Genomic DNA, 14,934 nt, shown 5'->3' with positions numbered 1-14,934 from the left:
CAAATGGAAGACTTGATGGTTTCCTCCTACATACGCACGGGTATAGTACTCATAAGAAATTGATCATAAAGGAGTTTTCAAAATGGAAAAGGAATTTGAAACGTTTAAATGGGAATTAAATCGGCTTACACGAGACATGACCGAATTTGTTCATAGTTATGAAAAGCTAGATGATGGGCAGAAGCGCAGTGTTTCAACGGACTATCCGTTCAAATCAGATCTTCATGACTTAAAGAACATGCTCGCAACCTGGAACAATACAGTTAATAAAATGTAAAGCCTAAGAAGCACTTCCACTTTTGGAAGTGCTTCTTTATTTGTCATTCATGATTTCTTTTTTTGTTCATACATCTTAAGAGTAGAGATTCGTACAGAAGGAGGTCACTAAATGTATACACACAGGAAGTTTTACGAGCCGTATGTTAGTCCGTTTGATCCATGTCCTCCGATTCGAGTGAAATCTTATTCAACTCCCCCTAACCTCTACATGGGATTTCAGCCGCCTGGTCTTGAACAATACTCTGCACGTGAAGCGCTACGCAAAGGAACGCTCTGGAAAGCTTTCTATGATCCGTACCCTTATCCTTCAAAGCGGGAGGAGTAAACCATGTCTCAAAAACAATTGCCCAAAGAGTATTATGAGTTATTGGAAGAACTTCAGGCTGTGGATTTCGTTCTCGTAGACCTAACCCTTTACCTTGATACCCATCCAAATGATTATGAAGCCATTCAACAATTCAATGAATACGCAAAAATGAAAAAACAACTTAAAAAGCGATACGAAAAAGAATATGGTCCATTACAACAATATGGGAACAGTTATTCAAACTATCCATGGGATTGGAAAGATGCACCATGGCCGTGGCAAGTTTAACTCAGAAAGGATGTACATGATATGTGGGTGTATGAAAAGAAATTGCAATACCCAGTCAAAGTAAGCACATGTAACCCCATGCTAGCAAAGTTTTTAATCGAGCAGTATGGAGGAGCCGATGGTGAACTTGCTGCCGCTCTCCGCTACCTAAACCAGCGTTATACGATTCCAGATAAAGTTGTTGGTTTATTAACGGATATCGGAACAGAAGAATTCGCTCACCTAGAAATGATCGCCACAATGGTATACAAACTAACAAAAGATGCCACAGCAGACCAAATGAAAGAAGCCGGACTCGGCGCCCACTATGCCAATCATGACAGTGCTCTCTTCTATTCCAACGCAGCAGGCGTTCCATGGACAGCAAGCTACATCGCCGCCAAAGGCGATCCCATCGCTGACCTATACGAAGACATCGCCGCAGAAGAAAAAGCAAGAGCCACCTACCAATGGATCATCGACCTCTCAGACGACCCAGACCTAAACGACTCCCTCGCCTTCCTAAGAGAACGCGAAATCATCCACTCCCAACGCTTCCGAGAAGCCGTTGAAATACTTAAAGAAGAAAGAGATAAGAAAAGGATATTTTAGTTCGAAATGCGGAAGTGGGCGTTTAGGTCCGACAAGCGCTGGAGCCCTTCAATATGAACACGCCCTTTGTGTTCGGATTGAAGGGTGAAGCGATCGAGGACCTGCCCGCTGCAGCTAGACACGAAATGCGGAGAGGGCCCGCTTAAATCCGCAGGATGTTGGAGCCCTTTCGAATGAGACGCTTTTTGTCTCAATCGAAAGGGCGAAACAGCCGGAGGATTTGGCCCGCGCAGCTAGACACGAAATGCGGAAGTGGGCGGTTAGACACGGCAGGCACTGGAACCCTATAAATTGAACACGGTCTTTGTGTTCGAGTTATAGGGTGAAGTGACCGAGTGTCTGCCCACTGCAGCTAGACACGAAATGCGGAAGCGCCCGTTTAGCCTCGACAAGCGCTGGAGCCCCGTAAAAAGAACACGGTCTTTGTGTTCATTTTACGGGGTGAAGCGATCGAGAGGCTGGGCGCTGCAGCTGGACACGAAATGCGGAGACGAGCGTTTAGAAACGGAGATATTGGAACTCTTGAACTAGAACACGCCCTTTGTGTTCGGATTGAAGGGTGAAGTGACAGAGTGTCTGCCCACTGCAGCTAGACACGAAAAGCGGAGACGCCCGGTTAGAAGGGAGATATTTAGAACTCTTAAACATATCTTTTTCATTCCATAAACATGCAAAAGCCATGCCGAAACCGGCATGGCTTTCCTTCTATCTCGCCTGATCCTCGGTACGATGCTTACGAGGACGCTGATTTAGTTTCACTTCAATTAATTTGCCTGCCCCCCAAAGAAGAACGATCGCTACTAGGATAAGAACCATTTGCAGAGGTTGATGAATTAACGCAAAAACATCATGTCCAATAAAAGAAACGATCGAAATCATCACCATTTTTCCAAGTAATACAGCTAATACAAAGCTTCGAATACTCATATTCGAAAGGCCTGCTACCACATTGATTAAAGCCGAGGGCGTAAATGGAAAACATAGAAGCAAAAACACCATCCCAAACCCATGTCGCTCAATCCAGCGCAGTGTTTTTTCTATTTTGGCGTGTTTTGTTACCACTCGCATGAATCGCTGTCTTGCAAGCCGCCTGACCACCATAAAAACAATCAGAGCACCTAGAGATGCACCAAGCCATGAAAGCAACGAGCCGTACCAGAAACCATACGCTGCTGCATTGCCTGCCACAAATAGAAATAGCGGCAATATCGGAATAACTGCTTCTAGCATAGGAAGCAAAATTCCTGGTAATGGTCCAAGAGCACGATACTGACCGAGCCATTGTCTGATTGTTTCTTCATTTAAAAAGTCTTTAATCATTTCCCACTCCATCTGGGAATCAACCTCGTTTCCTGGTGCCTTCGTCAGAGTGATCGCACGAAATGCTTGTTTACACCATTAAATCACAAAAAATTGCGATAAGAAAGTTTGGTGCTATTTCAACAAGGAATCGTACACTTCTTTATCCAATTCTTCTGCTTTCTTTTGATTATATGTTTTTTCGTATTGAGGTTCTGTTGTGATTTTAGCTCCCCAAAACATTGTCTCAAGCACTTGATTGACATTTACATTAATTTTCGCAAGCTTTAGTGAAACACCTTTCATGGCATCTTCTAGGATTGAGGCACTTCCATGAATGGAATACACGGTTTCCAATCCAATGATCGTGAATACTACATGAGGATTTTCTTTGACATTTTGAATCGTACGTGAATTTGTTGTAACTGAAAACCGAATATTGTTCTTATCTAAACATTTCACCCACGATATGGCAGATACGTTTGGAGTTTGGCTTTCATGATCAATCGTTGAAAGCATAACAAGCTTCTCTCCTTCAAAAAAAGATACAAGATCCTCATTAAGTTCCGTCAAAATTCCTTTCTTCGCCAAATGCCTCATCCTTTCACTTACTATTATCGACTCTCTTCTAAAAGATTACCACGAATTCCGCATAATGGAAACGCTTCACAGAATCGCACTGCTTATGAGAAAAATAATAAAAAAACCGTACTCATTTGAGCACGGTTAACAGGGGGAAAATCACTTTCAAACTACTTAGGGGGTTTGATAAAGAATATTCCCGATTCTATAAAAACCAAACTACAAATTTAAAATGGATACTACTTTTTTTCATTTAATTGAAGAGACCCTTTTAAATCAACATCGACAGTTTCGAAATTTGGTAAATTTGATAAGGTCATAACCGCAGGCAATCCTGAAGAAAAATGCTCATAATCAAGGTCAAGCCGAAATTCTTTCGGTGATTCCGTAGAAGAGGTTTGATAAATCAGAATATCACTTTTATTCTTATCCTTTATTTCTAACAATACAGGCTTTTGTTGTTCATAAGATTCTCGCTCTTCTTCCGGTATAGAACCTAGACGATCTTCATAAGCTTGACTGCTTTCCATGTAAATCTGATTCAATAATTTGGGCGAGTGATCTTTATTTCCATCTATTCTAATTACCAGCTGATTGCCATCACCACTACTCTGGGTATGTACAGTATAAGTTAACCCGCTATAGTCTCCAAGGCTGACCTTTTTCCCATTTTGTATAGCTTCCCAATCCTCATTTGTAATCCTCTTAGAAATGAGGCCATCTTTATTAAAAACGACTTCATTTACTTTATAAGAAAACGTCTCTTGTAACGTACGAAACGGTTCTAGCGCTACATAAGTCCCTTTCTCATCCTTTAATAAAACCCGTTCAAATGGATAAAAATCTTCTTCTGTTGCATTCGTCATGACGAGTCGTGTATGTAGATCATCATTGCCCTTCATATATAATTTATTCGTATTAAGACCAGCTTCAAAATGTGTAAAAGTAAAATCGCCTTCATCTGTATGAATTGTTTCATTCAGATCTGCTTTGGCATAAATGTTGTTCGAAAAATCGCTTTCCAAAGCAAGCTCTTGATTTTCAAGTTTTATTTTGTCATCATCAATCTGTGCGTACACATTCTCGAAGATAACCGAATCTGCATCTGAAAAGCGAGCAAATTCTTCGATGAAATCAGCCTCTTCACTATTCGGGTATAGAATTTCTGCTCGATAAATACGATGATTAATAACCGCTGGCTGTTTTCCTGGCTGGTTTGAAACTTCCTGCTGACTAACTAAAAAGGATTGATCCGTATCGCTGGTGCCGTTAAATCGCAAGGAACCGATATGAAAGGTCGGTAAATTAGACGGCTGATCATTTTCTTTCAATGAGAAAGAGTATGTAATGTACACAGCTCCAAAATTAATGACCATCACATCATGGATAACAAGATCACGATCATTTGCCAATATGGGGATAAGGTGATCACTGCTATTTAATGCTCCGATCTCTCTAGCTAGTTGAAGCTGAGGGATCATATCATTCATAGAATCCTCCCATTGGTTAGCGGATTCATAAACCTCAAACAAAGATTCATCAACCTTAAAATTCGGTTCTCCGCTCTTGAGTTGATTAAAAATGATAAGAAACAAAGCGAAAGATACGAAAATTCCAATAATTTTATAGAGATTTAACTTCTTCATATAGCCCCCCATTTCTGTCATATACTTCTATTCTATCAGTTTCTATTACCATGTTTAACCCTACGTGGGTCATTCAAAAACAGTCACTAAAAAAACTTCCTAATTGGAAGTTTTTTTAGCGCTCACTATGGAGTTATTTCGACAGGAATACGAAACAGGAAACTCTCTTCCTTATCATCAATTATAATCGGCACCTTTACTTCTATTTGGTAAGCACCAGAGTCAAGTGGTTCAGTCTTTAGTGACTCTCCTTCAACTATATCATCTGTTGAGACGTTTTTCAGGACAGATGGGTCAGGGGATGTATAAGGAATAACAATATCGTTTGTCTGATGTTCCGTAATCTGATAATCTAACATACTATTTTCGACTACCTTTATTCCCGTTTCTTCTTCCCCTTCATATTTCAATTTAGCTGTAAGAGTGATGGCGTTATTTTCAGCGAGTTTGCTATTTACAAGGGCACCGACCGGTACTTTAGGCTGCGTTTCAGATCGTGAAACAACATCTCGTTGGTTTTCACTCAGTAAGTATTCACTCGTATTCATTTTCCGGTCGCTAAATATGACGTTGACAGCGCCTACAATAATAAACACAATAAAAAATAAGATGATCAGTTTAGAGCTATCAAACTTCCAATTCTTCATGACGACATCCTTCCATGCTTAACTCAATGCTACTATTATATCATTTCCTCATTCGAACAAAACAAAAAAATCTGAAAGGAATAAGAACGTTTGATACACTTACATTAAGCTTCTCGAAAGGATGTTATCGAATGGACTTGATCATGGATATCCTCTATGGAGTTGGAATCGTATTTTTTCTAATCATTGGTTTGTATTTCGTCGATCTTTTTCGAAAATGAATCCTTAAGCGTTTGGTCCTGCTTTATAAACAACTGATGGGGAAGGATCAATAACAGATGCATCGTATTCTTCTTTCACAACACCTTGGGGCATATCTTTTATAACTCGAACAAGCTCTTCTTCATCGGGGTTGTATCCCTTCCCAGATAAATATTCCATAATCTCTCTTGTTGTTACGGGTTCTTCTACGTTCTTTAAAAAGCTTATAATTTCTTTTTGCATGTCTATTCTCCTTTTTTTACGCCATTTACTCACAATTATTCAATACCCTATGTAAAGAAAATGTAATCGTTTAATCTCCTTACTCTTTCCAAGCTTATTGAAATTCGCTAAACTTAAGATAGCGTTATAACTTAATGGAATCATTTTCTAAATATAGAGGTTACGAGAAGAAAGGGGTAAGACATTGCGTCCAATATTATTGCTACTATCACTGGTCTTTGTCATTTTGACAGGATGTGGAGATAATTCATCACAGTCTACAGACGATTCAAGTGGGGGAGATGAAATGAAGGAGGAAATCACTTTTGAAACAGTAGAAATGCAAAACGCGCCAAGAGATATTCAAACGACCGTTCAACAAAAGTGGTTAGAGAAATCGACCTTTACGATTCCATCAGGTGAAGAACTGTATATTATCATTACTCGCGGTGAGATGCCCACAGGCGGCTATTCGGTTAACATCGAAAGCATCGAGAAAATAAACAATGAACTTGTCGTCTCTTATTACTATACCGATCCTAAAAAAGAGGATATGGTCACCCAAGCGATTACAAAACCATTTGTAATCTCAAAAATAGATATGACGAATGCACGCGTTAATTTTAAAGAAATTCAAAAAAGCGCTCCTTAATGGACTCGCTTTTTTGTCTCGATTTATTTGTTTGCGCTTTCAAATACAAATCCTCACCCCTTATTTTGTTGAGGCTAAGCGGTCAACTGTTTGGCTACCTTCTTTGACCAGCCTCACGATTGCTTCAAATTCGCTTATCTTGAAAGGATGGATTGGATGATTGTTTATGAGGAGAATGATTGTTTTGTGATGACTAGTCAGCATGATCATGCGCTTTTATCGGGCCAGTTTGCAGAAGCGTTACGTGAAGACTATTGGCCCGATTCGCTTTATCGTGAAGAGGTCTTACATGCGATTCGCTATCATGATTGTGGATGGATCCCGATCGATGACGTACCGTTTTGGAACGATCGACGCGAGGCCCCTTATACTTTTCTAGATTTCCCACTTGCTCCCAAGCTAACCTTTTACAAAAAAGGATTAGAAGATGTTATAAATAAGACGACTTACGGCGGTTTTCTTTGTAGCAAACATTATCAATCGTTTTTTTACAATGCTACATCTATGGCAGCTAAAACGTTTTATGCTGAAGAGGATACTAGACAGAATCAACTGTTAGAAACTTTTCGCATTTCGGAATCCCTACTCATCTTTCATTACCAATTACTACAATTTTGTGATGACTTGTCACTATACGTCTGCTTTCAAGAACCTGGAGTTTCAAAAAGCGAAGAACTTTCGTGGTTTAAGAAAGGGTTTTCACAATCTTTTTATTTTCTAACGACAGATAATGCCATTCTTACACACTGGCTTTCTAAGGAAAACATTCATATCTCATACCCACTATTTCATGAAGAGCACTCGTTTCATGTTAAATTAAAGCGGGTTCCGAAAGAATTAGTAGCAGTTGAAGGAATCGCTAAAGCCTATCAGACGACTCCATTTGAGATTCGAACCTTTCACTTTAGCCATAATGAATAGACGACCATTATAAAAAGAGACTTCTCAAAAAGGAACTTCTCTTTTAATAAAAAGAAGTTCGATTTTTTTGAGAAGCCCATTCGTACTGTTCGTTAAAATATATTCGATAAAATATAAAATAATGTTCCGCATCCTACAATGGAATAATTAAAAAGGCGATTGTTTTCTGACCAATTCTTTTCAGCGTTGAACTTTTCAAAGGCAAGCATTCGATAACTCGTCTCGCTTCTCATTCTCAACACGCCCCTTATTACAACTATTCTTTTTTATAATTGTAAGCGCTTACTTAACTAAAGTAAAGAGTTGCATAAAAGAAAAAAGCGCTTGCTCAGCGCGATTCATCAGAAAGACGATAAGGGAGTTTTATCGTTACCACAGTGCCTTCTCCTTCTTTACTATCGATTAACAAGTTGCCCTGATGATTTTGAACAATTCGTCGACAGATCATCAAACCGAGGCCATTCCCCTTTTTTTTAGTCGTATAAAAAGGCTCTCCTAGATGGGTTAGCTGGTGATTTGGAATGCCTTCCCCATTATCTCTCACTTCAATGATAACTTCATTTTTAATTGGAAAAAGGGAGAGTATGATTTCTCCACCGTTCGGCATTGCTTCGATCGAATTCTTTATAACATTGATGAGAACTTGTTTGATCTGATTTTCATTGCAAGATATGTTAGGAATGTTTTCAATCACTCTAGTGATTATTTGCACGTTGTTTAACGTTGCCTGCGTTTCAATCAAGGTAAGGACATTTTGAAGTAAATCTTGTAAGTTCGCTTTCTCAGGAGCTAAAGCCTGCGGTCGCGCCAGCACCATAAATTCATTAACGATCATATTAATGCGATCCAATTCATCAAGCATAATGCTAATAAACTCTTGATCACTGTCACTATCCAGCCTTGATTTTAAAATTTGTGTAAAACCTTTAAGAGAAGTTAATGGATTTCGAATCTCATGAGCAACGCCAGCAGCTAGTTCACCTATAACTGATAATTTATCGGACGTTCGAAGCAGTTCTTCGGCGCGCTTACGATCTGTAATATCTTTACGGATATAAACATATTGGTACGATTCTCCGTTATCACCAGTGAACGGCACAACCGTTGTATCGACCCAAAAATCGTTTCCATGTTTCGTTTTATTATTGATTTCGCCTTTCCAGACTGCACCCGATTGAATTTGCAAGTCCATTTCGTCAAAAAAAGACTGCGGATGATACCCTGAATCTAGAATCATATGTGTTTGACCGAGGAGTTCGCCTTCGGTATATTCCGTAATCTCACAAAATTTCTCATTCACAGAAGTAATCTTCCCAGACTCATCTGTCACAGAAACTAGGGCACTTTCATCAAGGGCATATTTTAAATCTTTTAACTGTTTTAGCGTGCTTTGAAGCTCCTGTTCAGCTCTTTTTTTCTCAGTAATGTCTCTTGAGACGACAACATTCATTCTTTCTCCATTGACGCCATAAGGTATGGATCTTGCTCTATCTTCTAACGTAATCCAGTTTCCATTTACATGCCTCCGTCGAAATTCTGCGACTGCTGGCTTATCTTTCGTACTATGTAGTAAATGAATAACGGCATCCTGGTCATCAGGATGGATGTCTTCATAAAACGACTGACCTGTATACTCTTCAGTTTTGAAACCAAGAATGGTTTCATGGGAAGGAGAAGCATAGGTAATGATACCGCTCTCGACATTCACTAGTCTAATTAACTCTGATGTATGCTCAGCAATCAGCCGGTACTTTTCCTGACTTTCTCGTAGAGCAAATGCTGCTGCTCGTTCTTCCGTAATATCTCGAACGTACGTAAATACACCTTTTACTTCATGGTCAACATAAACAGGAATATTTACCAATTCAACCTCGAATGGCTCTTGATCGGGTGTAAGGAAAACCGTATTAAAATGTGTAACTTGCCCCTGAAGCGTTTTATAAAAAAAGTGATTAACTTCGTCATGTTCTGAAGCTAGAATAAAGTTTGTATAATGCTTACTTTTAATTGTGACATTGTAATACTTTGATAAGGCATCACCGAAGTGGTTAATATTTTGAATGAGTCCATTATGATCTAAAAGGTACATCATACCTGGATAATGGGCAAATAGCGATTTGTACGTTTGATAATTTCTATGAAGTTCATGAAGCTCTTGCTTATCTATAAGAACGTCTTGTGAATGTTTCACCATAAGTCCCCCTACGTACTCCGGATAAATTCCATAGTATGTAGTTTTTCTCTTTCCAAGCAAATGATTCCTGCTTAAATCTACATTAAGTTCTAAAATCCCACAAAAAAAAGCCGTGCTTCTAACGGCTTTCACACTGATCGATCGGATCGACTTCATCTTGCCACACTTCTTCATTTCGAAGCGCATACAGAATCCAGTCATCGTTCCCATTATAATCAGAGTCATTCCACTCACGGAAATGGACAACGGATTGAAAGATCTCTCCTTGAATGGATTCAATCAACTGATTGCGCTTAGGATGTTCATCTATCCAATCAAATAACTCTTTTGTGAGAATTGATTTAAGATCAAATTTCATAAGGTTTCCTCCTTTATTTTACCCTACAGGAAGAAAAAATTAGATTTAAGTTTCACAATACTTCCTCATTATGTTGTTTTGTTTGCATTAAGGCATTTAATAATCGGTCCAATTCCTGACTACAGCGAATGGTTCTCTCTGATGCAAAGCCGTAACGTCCCGCCATATCGAACATTTCTTTACGCTTTCTTTCAATTGCATCATACATGCTCATTCCTCCTCATGCCAATACATTATCATTATGCCCAAATCTCAGAGGAATCAAAACGCATTCGACCAAACTTCCTATAGTCTGTCAGAATTAGTAAGAATAAGACAAGTTGGACCAATAGGATTCGATTCTATTTTAGTTATAGCACTATGAATATGAAACCTTCCTCCTGTTCTTTCTTGCTTGTATACTTCTGTTATTCCCGCTTTTTCACAGTTTAATCCAGAGTTTGTGACCACAGCCCATTTCTCCCTATTTTCATATCTTTTTTACCATAACTTCAAAGGTTGTCGAACCGCTATCACTTACCTTTAAGAAGGATTGCTCATATGTAAATCCTGCCCTTTCATAAACTATTTTTGCGCGTTTATTAAAGGAGGCTACCGTAAGTCGAACGCTCTTATCACCGTACTTCTCATACGCATATGCGAGCCCAGCTTGAACAAAGCGAAGGCCTTTTCCATTTCCGGTCTGCATCGGGTGAAGACCCAGCCCAAAATCAAGTAAAGGAGCCGCATAAGCATTTTCTTTATAACCAGCAGGAACTTGAGCTGACTTCCCAAAACAAAAATAGCCGATTAATTTGTTGTTTTCTGTAACTGAAAAATAAGAGCCGTTCAAAAGTTCTAATAACACTTCTGAATCTCCATTTAGGTTGTACAAGGAATAGGGCTCCTCATATTGCCACGTTTGGATCTTTTTTGCAGTATCTTCTGTCATTGGCTGAATAATCATCATTTTAACCCTTCCCACTCTCCATGAAATTGTGTTAAAAATGATGTCATAAATTCATGTCGCTCTTCAGCAATTCTTAAACCTGTATTCGTATTCATTAAATCTTTTAAATTCAATAATTTTTCATAGAAATGATTGATGGCTGTCGACTTTTCATTCCGATACGAGCTAGCTGACATGTGCTCACGTGGCTGTATGGATGGATCATAAATTAAATCTCCCTTCGAGCCAGCATAAACAAACGTCCTGGCAACTCCAATCGCACCTATCGCATCTAAACGATCGGCATCTTGAACAACCTTTGCTTCGAGGCTACGAACAGGTGGACGATTCCCCCCTTTAAAGGAAATGGTTGTAATGATTTCCAATACGTGCTCGAGATCAGCCTTATTTAAAGGGAAAAGCAGTTGCTCTACTTCTTCTAATCCAGCTTGTTCTGATGAAGCGATTTTATCATCAGCAAGATCATGAACAAGTGCAGCAACTTCACAAATAAAGAGGTTAGCCCCCTCTTCTTTTGCAATGCTGCGCGCTTGTTTTACGACACGATCAATGTGGTACCAATCATGTCCACTTCCTTCCTTTTCTAATTTTTGTTTCACATATGTACGGAGTTCAGCGATAACATGGTCCATAACTTGATCTCTCCCTGTTTCAATTTAACGTTGCTTATCATAGAAAAAGGCCAGCTCTATGCTGACCTATAAATTCTCTTTCACTTCTGCTTTTTTCATCAGTTCAGCTTTCATTTCTTGAACTTTCTCTTGTGTTTTCGTTTCAACTAAATAGTCTTTTATCCGATCTTTCATTTCGTCAAAAGAAGGGGGATTTTCAGCATCTTTTGAGAATTGCTCATCATAAAATGCCTTTACTTCTTCATCAGATACTTCTGGTGTACCAATTTTTTCTTTTACAAATTTATCAACAACTACAATATCCGCATACTGGCTTTCAAGCTGCTCAAGAGTTATCCCTTGACCTTGTAGCGCTTTCTCAAGCTCCTTTTCCCCATCGAATTGTGCTTTTATTTGTTCAAGTTCTGTTTCAACCTCTTTATCTGATGCAGAGAAACCTTCTTCCTTCGCTTTTTGAAGTAAAAGTTCCTGTCCTATTAAATTATCCATCACTTCTTGCTCAATCGATTTCGCTACCTCAGTATCTGATGGATCTTCCCCGCTCATCGTATAGCGAAGCTGAGTTTGTACAAGCATAGAATTATAATCTTTTCCTTTGATCTCTTCACCATTAACCGTTGCGACAACCTTGTCTTCTTCTACCTTCATCGCTTCAAGTTCTTTTTGCGTTTCTACAGTTGCTGAATCTTCAGAAGCAGGTTCTTCGTCCGTTGCCTCACTATTATTACTACAAGCAGCAAGCATTAGAACCCCAACAATCAATAATAAATTAAGATATTTTTTCATGCAATTGATGAACTCCCTTCCAATATGACGAATCGTCTATGGTGTTTATTTTACTTAGTATAACATTCTTAAAAAAACTTCATGAAGAATATGGGATATTTTTGTTTTTTTAATAGACTCTGCTCGTAGATATTGTTGCTTTTAGATAAGTGGTTAATTTCCGCTCCTCACCGCTTTCCGCCGGGCGGGCGGTGAGCCTCCTTCCGCTACAATTAGCGAAGTGTGTTTTTTTTATTCAATAATTGATTCAAAAGTAACAATTTATTAGAAAAAGAGCCTTATAATAAAAGTGCTGTTTCAATTGAGCGCTCTATTTAAAAAATCGAAAGAAAAAACCCTGGAAAGAAACCCAGGGTTAGTGTAAATAATGATACCGCTTTTCTAGTCGTTCCTGGAAGAAGGAAACACAAACGCATACTCCCCAATATATAAAAGCTACGAGGATATACATTGTCATAAAATCAAATTCTCTTCCGCCAACAATTTTCGCATGATGGAGCAGTTCTGGAACGGTAATAACGGCGGCTAAAGAAGACGCTTTGATCAGATCGAGCATCACGTTCGATAGAGGCGGTATGGCGATTCGCGTTGCTTGTGGCAAAACCACTTCTCTCATCGTCGTCCAATAGGACATGCCTAGAGCGGTCGAAGCTTCCCATTGGCCTTTTTCAACTGATGAAAGAGCAGAGCGTTGAATTTCTGCAATATATGCCGCACTATTTAAGCTAAACCCAATTAACGCACACGTTAACGCTGAGAATTGAATTCCTACAACCGGTAGACCAAAATAAAGAATATAAAGAAAAACAAGAATTGGCGTTCCTCTCATAAAGGAAATGTAGAGGCGCGCTGGCCATCTGAGGGCTTTCCATTTGGACATTCTACCAAGAGCAAGAAATAAGCCCATACCCAAACCAATAATCATTCCAACAAACGCAATTAATAGCGTTAACCCAAGACCCTGGATCACATAGGGAAATGATTTTAACGCAAGACCTGCATCAAATAAATATTCCCAGTGTATTTCCCCCACTTGTTACAACTCCCACTTATTCTTCAATATCTAGATCTGGCTTAACCGATACATCAGCTCCATTGAAGAACTTCTCAGATAGTTCTTTCATCGTGCCGTCTTCTTTCATTTCTTTTATCGTCTCGTTCACTTTTGTTTCTAATTCGCCACTATCCTTTTTCATTACAATATGTTGGTTGTTAGGATAGTACTCAATATCAGGATGGATGGTTATGTTTAAATCTGGAAAAGCAGCAAGAGCAAGTGTTTGTAAGTAATAATCATTTAAAATAATATCCGTTCGACCATTCGATACATCACGTAAATACTGTTCATTCGTCGCATTATCATAAATTTTTTCTTCTGCACCATGCTCACGGGCAACTTCCATATAAACCGTCGTAGAAGCACCAGCCGCAATCTTTCCATCTAGATCATCAAGAGATTGAATACCGGATAGATCATCTTTTCTTACGATCGCTGTACCATAAGAATACTTAACAGGCTCAGAGAAAGTGAACTTTTCCATTCTTTCATCTGTTGAAGTAATATCGTTGGCTGCTAAATCAACTTTGCCCGAATTAATGCTTGTTAACATACCATCAAAGCCCATTTCTTCAAATTCTACATCAAGGTCAAGGCGTTTCCCCACTTCTCTTACAACTTCTACTTCGTAGCCCGTCACTTTATCCGATCCTTCTTCGTAATAAGATGTAGGATAAAGCGTTCCTGAAGTTGCAACGACAAGTTTGCCTTCTTCTTGTATTTCTTCCCATTTCGTTGCTTCTTTTTCGTCTGAAGCTCCATTCGATTCATTCCCACCATTCGAACAAGCACTTATAACAAAAACAACTAGTCCCATTAAAAGAACAGGAGCCAGTCGCTTCATGAAATTCGTCATTTATTTCACTCTCCTTTAATCTAGTAAACAGCAAAAGCTTATCACTATATGACATTGTATTGCAACTGTTACAACGCTCTCTTCAAAATGCAAACTATTCCTATTTTTCACATATTACCACAAAGTACTACAACCAAAAAAACACTCCTTATACTAGGAGCGTTTTAGTTGTTCATCTATTTTTTCATGGAGGTATGAGGTTGCCTGATCAAGATGCTTAATTGCTTCACCAGGAAATTTATCAATGTCTTTTGCTCTTTTTACATGACCGTATAAAACAAGATCCTGTGAGTTCATCACAATATCAAGCACTTCTCTTCCAACTTCATTTTTATTTTGATCCATATGAAGAGCGGTTTTGTACTCTCTTACAACTTCAGTGAGTATTTGCAGTCTTTGTAAGTCCATATATCCTCATCCCTTTGCAAAGTATATCCAATTAAATCCTATCATGAATTTGTCAGAAA

At 38.9% G+C, this 14,934-nt stretch carries 20 protein-coding genes; 6 read left to right on the top strand and 14 right to left on the bottom strand.

Features of this window, described 5'->3' with window-relative positions; translation table 11 throughout:
- Nucleotides 1-82 precede the first annotated feature (82 nt).
- The 4 genes from ATG70_RS03915 (at nucleotide 83) to cotJC (ending at nucleotide 1,465) form a co-directional block, all read left to right on the top strand.
- Nucleotides 83-277 (top strand): hypothetical protein, encoded by a 195-nt coding sequence (locus ATG70_RS03915; RefSeq protein WP_098443062.1) that lies wholly within the window; start codon nucleotides 83-85, stop codon nucleotides 275-277.
- Nucleotides 278-388: 111 nt separating this feature from the next.
- Nucleotides 389-604: a spore coat associated protein CotJA gene (locus tag ATG70_RS03910; protein ID WP_098443061.1), complete on the top strand. Its 216-nt coding sequence runs from the start codon at nucleotides 389-391 to the stop codon at nucleotides 602-604.
- Between the two features lie 3 nt (nucleotides 605-607).
- Nucleotides 608-874 carry a spore coat protein CotJB gene (locus ATG70_RS03905; protein WP_098443060.1) on the top strand — a complete coding sequence of 89 codons (267 nt, stop codon included), beginning with the start codon at nucleotides 608-610 and terminating at the stop codon, nucleotides 872-874.
- A gap of 21 nt (nucleotides 875-895) precedes the next feature.
- Complete coding sequence (cotJC, locus tag ATG70_RS03900) at nucleotides 896-1,465, top strand: spore coat protein CotJC (protein WP_098443059.1); 570 nt, start codon at nucleotides 896-898, stop codon at nucleotides 1,463-1,465.
- A 705-nt stretch (nucleotides 1,466-2,170) separates the two neighbouring features.
- On the opposite strand, the gene ATG70_RS03895 is transcribed toward cotJC, so the two are convergent.
- The 5 genes from ATG70_RS03895 to ATG70_RS03875 all read right to left on the bottom strand — a co-directional run bounded on the left by ATG70_RS03895 (nucleotide 2,171) and on the right by ATG70_RS03875 (nucleotide 6,083).
- Complete coding sequence (locus tag ATG70_RS03895) at nucleotides 2,171-2,797, bottom strand: TVP38/TMEM64 family protein (RefSeq protein ID WP_098443058.1); 627 nt, start codon at nucleotides 2,795-2,797, stop codon at nucleotides 2,171-2,173.
- A 102-nt stretch (nucleotides 2,798-2,899) separates the two neighbouring features.
- Nucleotides 2,900-3,355, bottom strand: coding sequence for a pyridoxamine 5'-phosphate oxidase family protein (locus ATG70_RS03890; RefSeq protein WP_257147609.1), 456 nt, complete (start codon nucleotides 3,353-3,355; stop codon nucleotides 2,900-2,902).
- Nucleotides 3,356-3,585: 230 nt separating this feature from the next.
- Nucleotides 3,586-4,992: a hypothetical protein gene (locus ATG70_RS03885; protein ID WP_098443056.1), complete on the bottom strand. Its 1,407-nt coding sequence runs from the start codon at nucleotides 4,990-4,992 to the stop codon at nucleotides 3,586-3,588.
- A gap of 125 nt (nucleotides 4,993-5,117) precedes the next feature.
- On the bottom strand, nucleotides 5,118-5,639 hold the full coding sequence (locus ATG70_RS03880; RefSeq protein WP_098443055.1) for a hypothetical protein: 522 nt from the start codon (nucleotides 5,637-5,639) through the stop codon (nucleotides 5,118-5,120).
- Nucleotides 5,640-5,864: 225 nt separating this feature from the next.
- On the bottom strand, nucleotides 5,865-6,083 hold the full coding sequence (locus tag ATG70_RS03875) for a hypothetical protein (protein ID WP_098443054.1): 219 nt from the start codon (nucleotides 6,081-6,083) through the stop codon (nucleotides 5,865-5,867).
- Nucleotides 6,084-6,267: 184 nt separating this feature from the next.
- Here ATG70_RS03875 and ATG70_RS03870 point away from each other — a divergent pair, with 184 nt between their 5' ends.
- Nucleotides 6,268-6,714, top strand: a complete 447-nt coding sequence (locus ATG70_RS03870; RefSeq protein WP_142329554.1) for a protease complex subunit PrcB family protein — start codon at nucleotides 6,268-6,270, stop codon at nucleotides 6,712-6,714.
- A gap of 156 nt (nucleotides 6,715-6,870) precedes the next feature.
- On the top strand, nucleotides 6,871-7,635 hold the full coding sequence (locus tag ATG70_RS03865; protein ID WP_179886178.1) for a DUF3891 family protein: 765 nt from the start codon (nucleotides 6,871-6,873) through the stop codon (nucleotides 7,633-7,635).
- A gap of 328 nt (nucleotides 7,636-7,963) precedes the next feature.
- On the opposite strand, the gene ATG70_RS03860 is transcribed toward ATG70_RS03865, so the two are convergent.
- From ATG70_RS03860 to ATG70_RS03825, 9 genes are all read right to left on the bottom strand, one after another.
- Nucleotides 7,964-9,826 (bottom strand): PAS domain S-box protein, encoded by a 1,863-nt coding sequence (locus ATG70_RS03860; protein ID WP_179886177.1) that lies wholly within the window; start codon nucleotides 9,824-9,826, stop codon nucleotides 7,964-7,966.
- A 121-nt stretch (nucleotides 9,827-9,947) separates the two neighbouring features.
- Nucleotides 9,948-10,187, bottom strand: a complete 240-nt coding sequence (locus ATG70_RS22150; protein ID WP_142329552.1) for a hypothetical protein — start codon at nucleotides 10,185-10,187, stop codon at nucleotides 9,948-9,950.
- A 52-nt stretch (nucleotides 10,188-10,239) separates the two neighbouring features.
- The gene (locus tag ATG70_RS03855) at nucleotides 10,240-10,401 is read right to left on the bottom strand and encodes a Spo0E family sporulation regulatory protein-aspartic acid phosphatase (protein ID WP_373560754.1); all 162 of its coding nucleotides are present in this window, start codon (nucleotides 10,399-10,401) and stop codon (nucleotides 10,240-10,242) included.
- Between the two features lie 255 nt (nucleotides 10,402-10,656).
- Nucleotides 10,657-11,136: a GNAT family N-acetyltransferase gene (locus ATG70_RS03850; protein ID WP_098443049.1), complete on the bottom strand. Its 480-nt coding sequence runs from the start codon at nucleotides 11,134-11,136 to the stop codon at nucleotides 10,657-10,659.
- Nucleotides 11,133-11,768, bottom strand: a complete 636-nt coding sequence (locus ATG70_RS03845; RefSeq protein WP_098443048.1) for an HD domain-containing protein — start codon at nucleotides 11,766-11,768, stop codon at nucleotides 11,133-11,135. The genes ATG70_RS03850 and ATG70_RS03845 overlap by 4 nt, the downstream gene beginning before the upstream one ends.
- Before the next feature lie 66 nt (nucleotides 11,769-11,834).
- Nucleotides 11,835-12,554, bottom strand: a complete 720-nt coding sequence (locus tag ATG70_RS03840) for a SurA N-terminal domain-containing protein (RefSeq protein WP_098443047.1) — start codon at nucleotides 12,552-12,554, stop codon at nucleotides 11,835-11,837.
- Between the two features lie 355 nt (nucleotides 12,555-12,909).
- Entirely contained in the window at nucleotides 12,910-13,587 is a 678-nt protein-coding gene (locus ATG70_RS03835; RefSeq protein ID WP_098443046.1) for an amino acid ABC transporter permease, read from the bottom strand.
- A gap of 16 nt (nucleotides 13,588-13,603) precedes the next feature.
- Entirely contained in the window at nucleotides 13,604-14,467 is an 864-nt protein-coding gene (locus tag ATG70_RS03830) for a transporter substrate-binding domain-containing protein (RefSeq protein WP_098443045.1), read from the bottom strand.
- A 153-nt stretch (nucleotides 14,468-14,620) separates the two neighbouring features.
- On the bottom strand, nucleotides 14,621-14,875 hold the full coding sequence (locus tag ATG70_RS03825) for a hypothetical protein (protein ID WP_098443044.1): 255 nt from the start codon (nucleotides 14,873-14,875) through the stop codon (nucleotides 14,621-14,623).
- Between the last annotated feature and the right edge of the window lie 59 nt (nucleotides 14,876-14,934).

It is taken from the genome of Bacillus sp. es.036, assembly GCF_002563635.1.
GTDB lineage: Bacteria > Bacillota > Bacilli > Bacillales > Guptibacillaceae > Guptibacillus.
The sequence above is the reverse complement of the archived record's forward strand: the minus strand, read 5'-3'. Positions and strand labels throughout refer to the sequence as shown.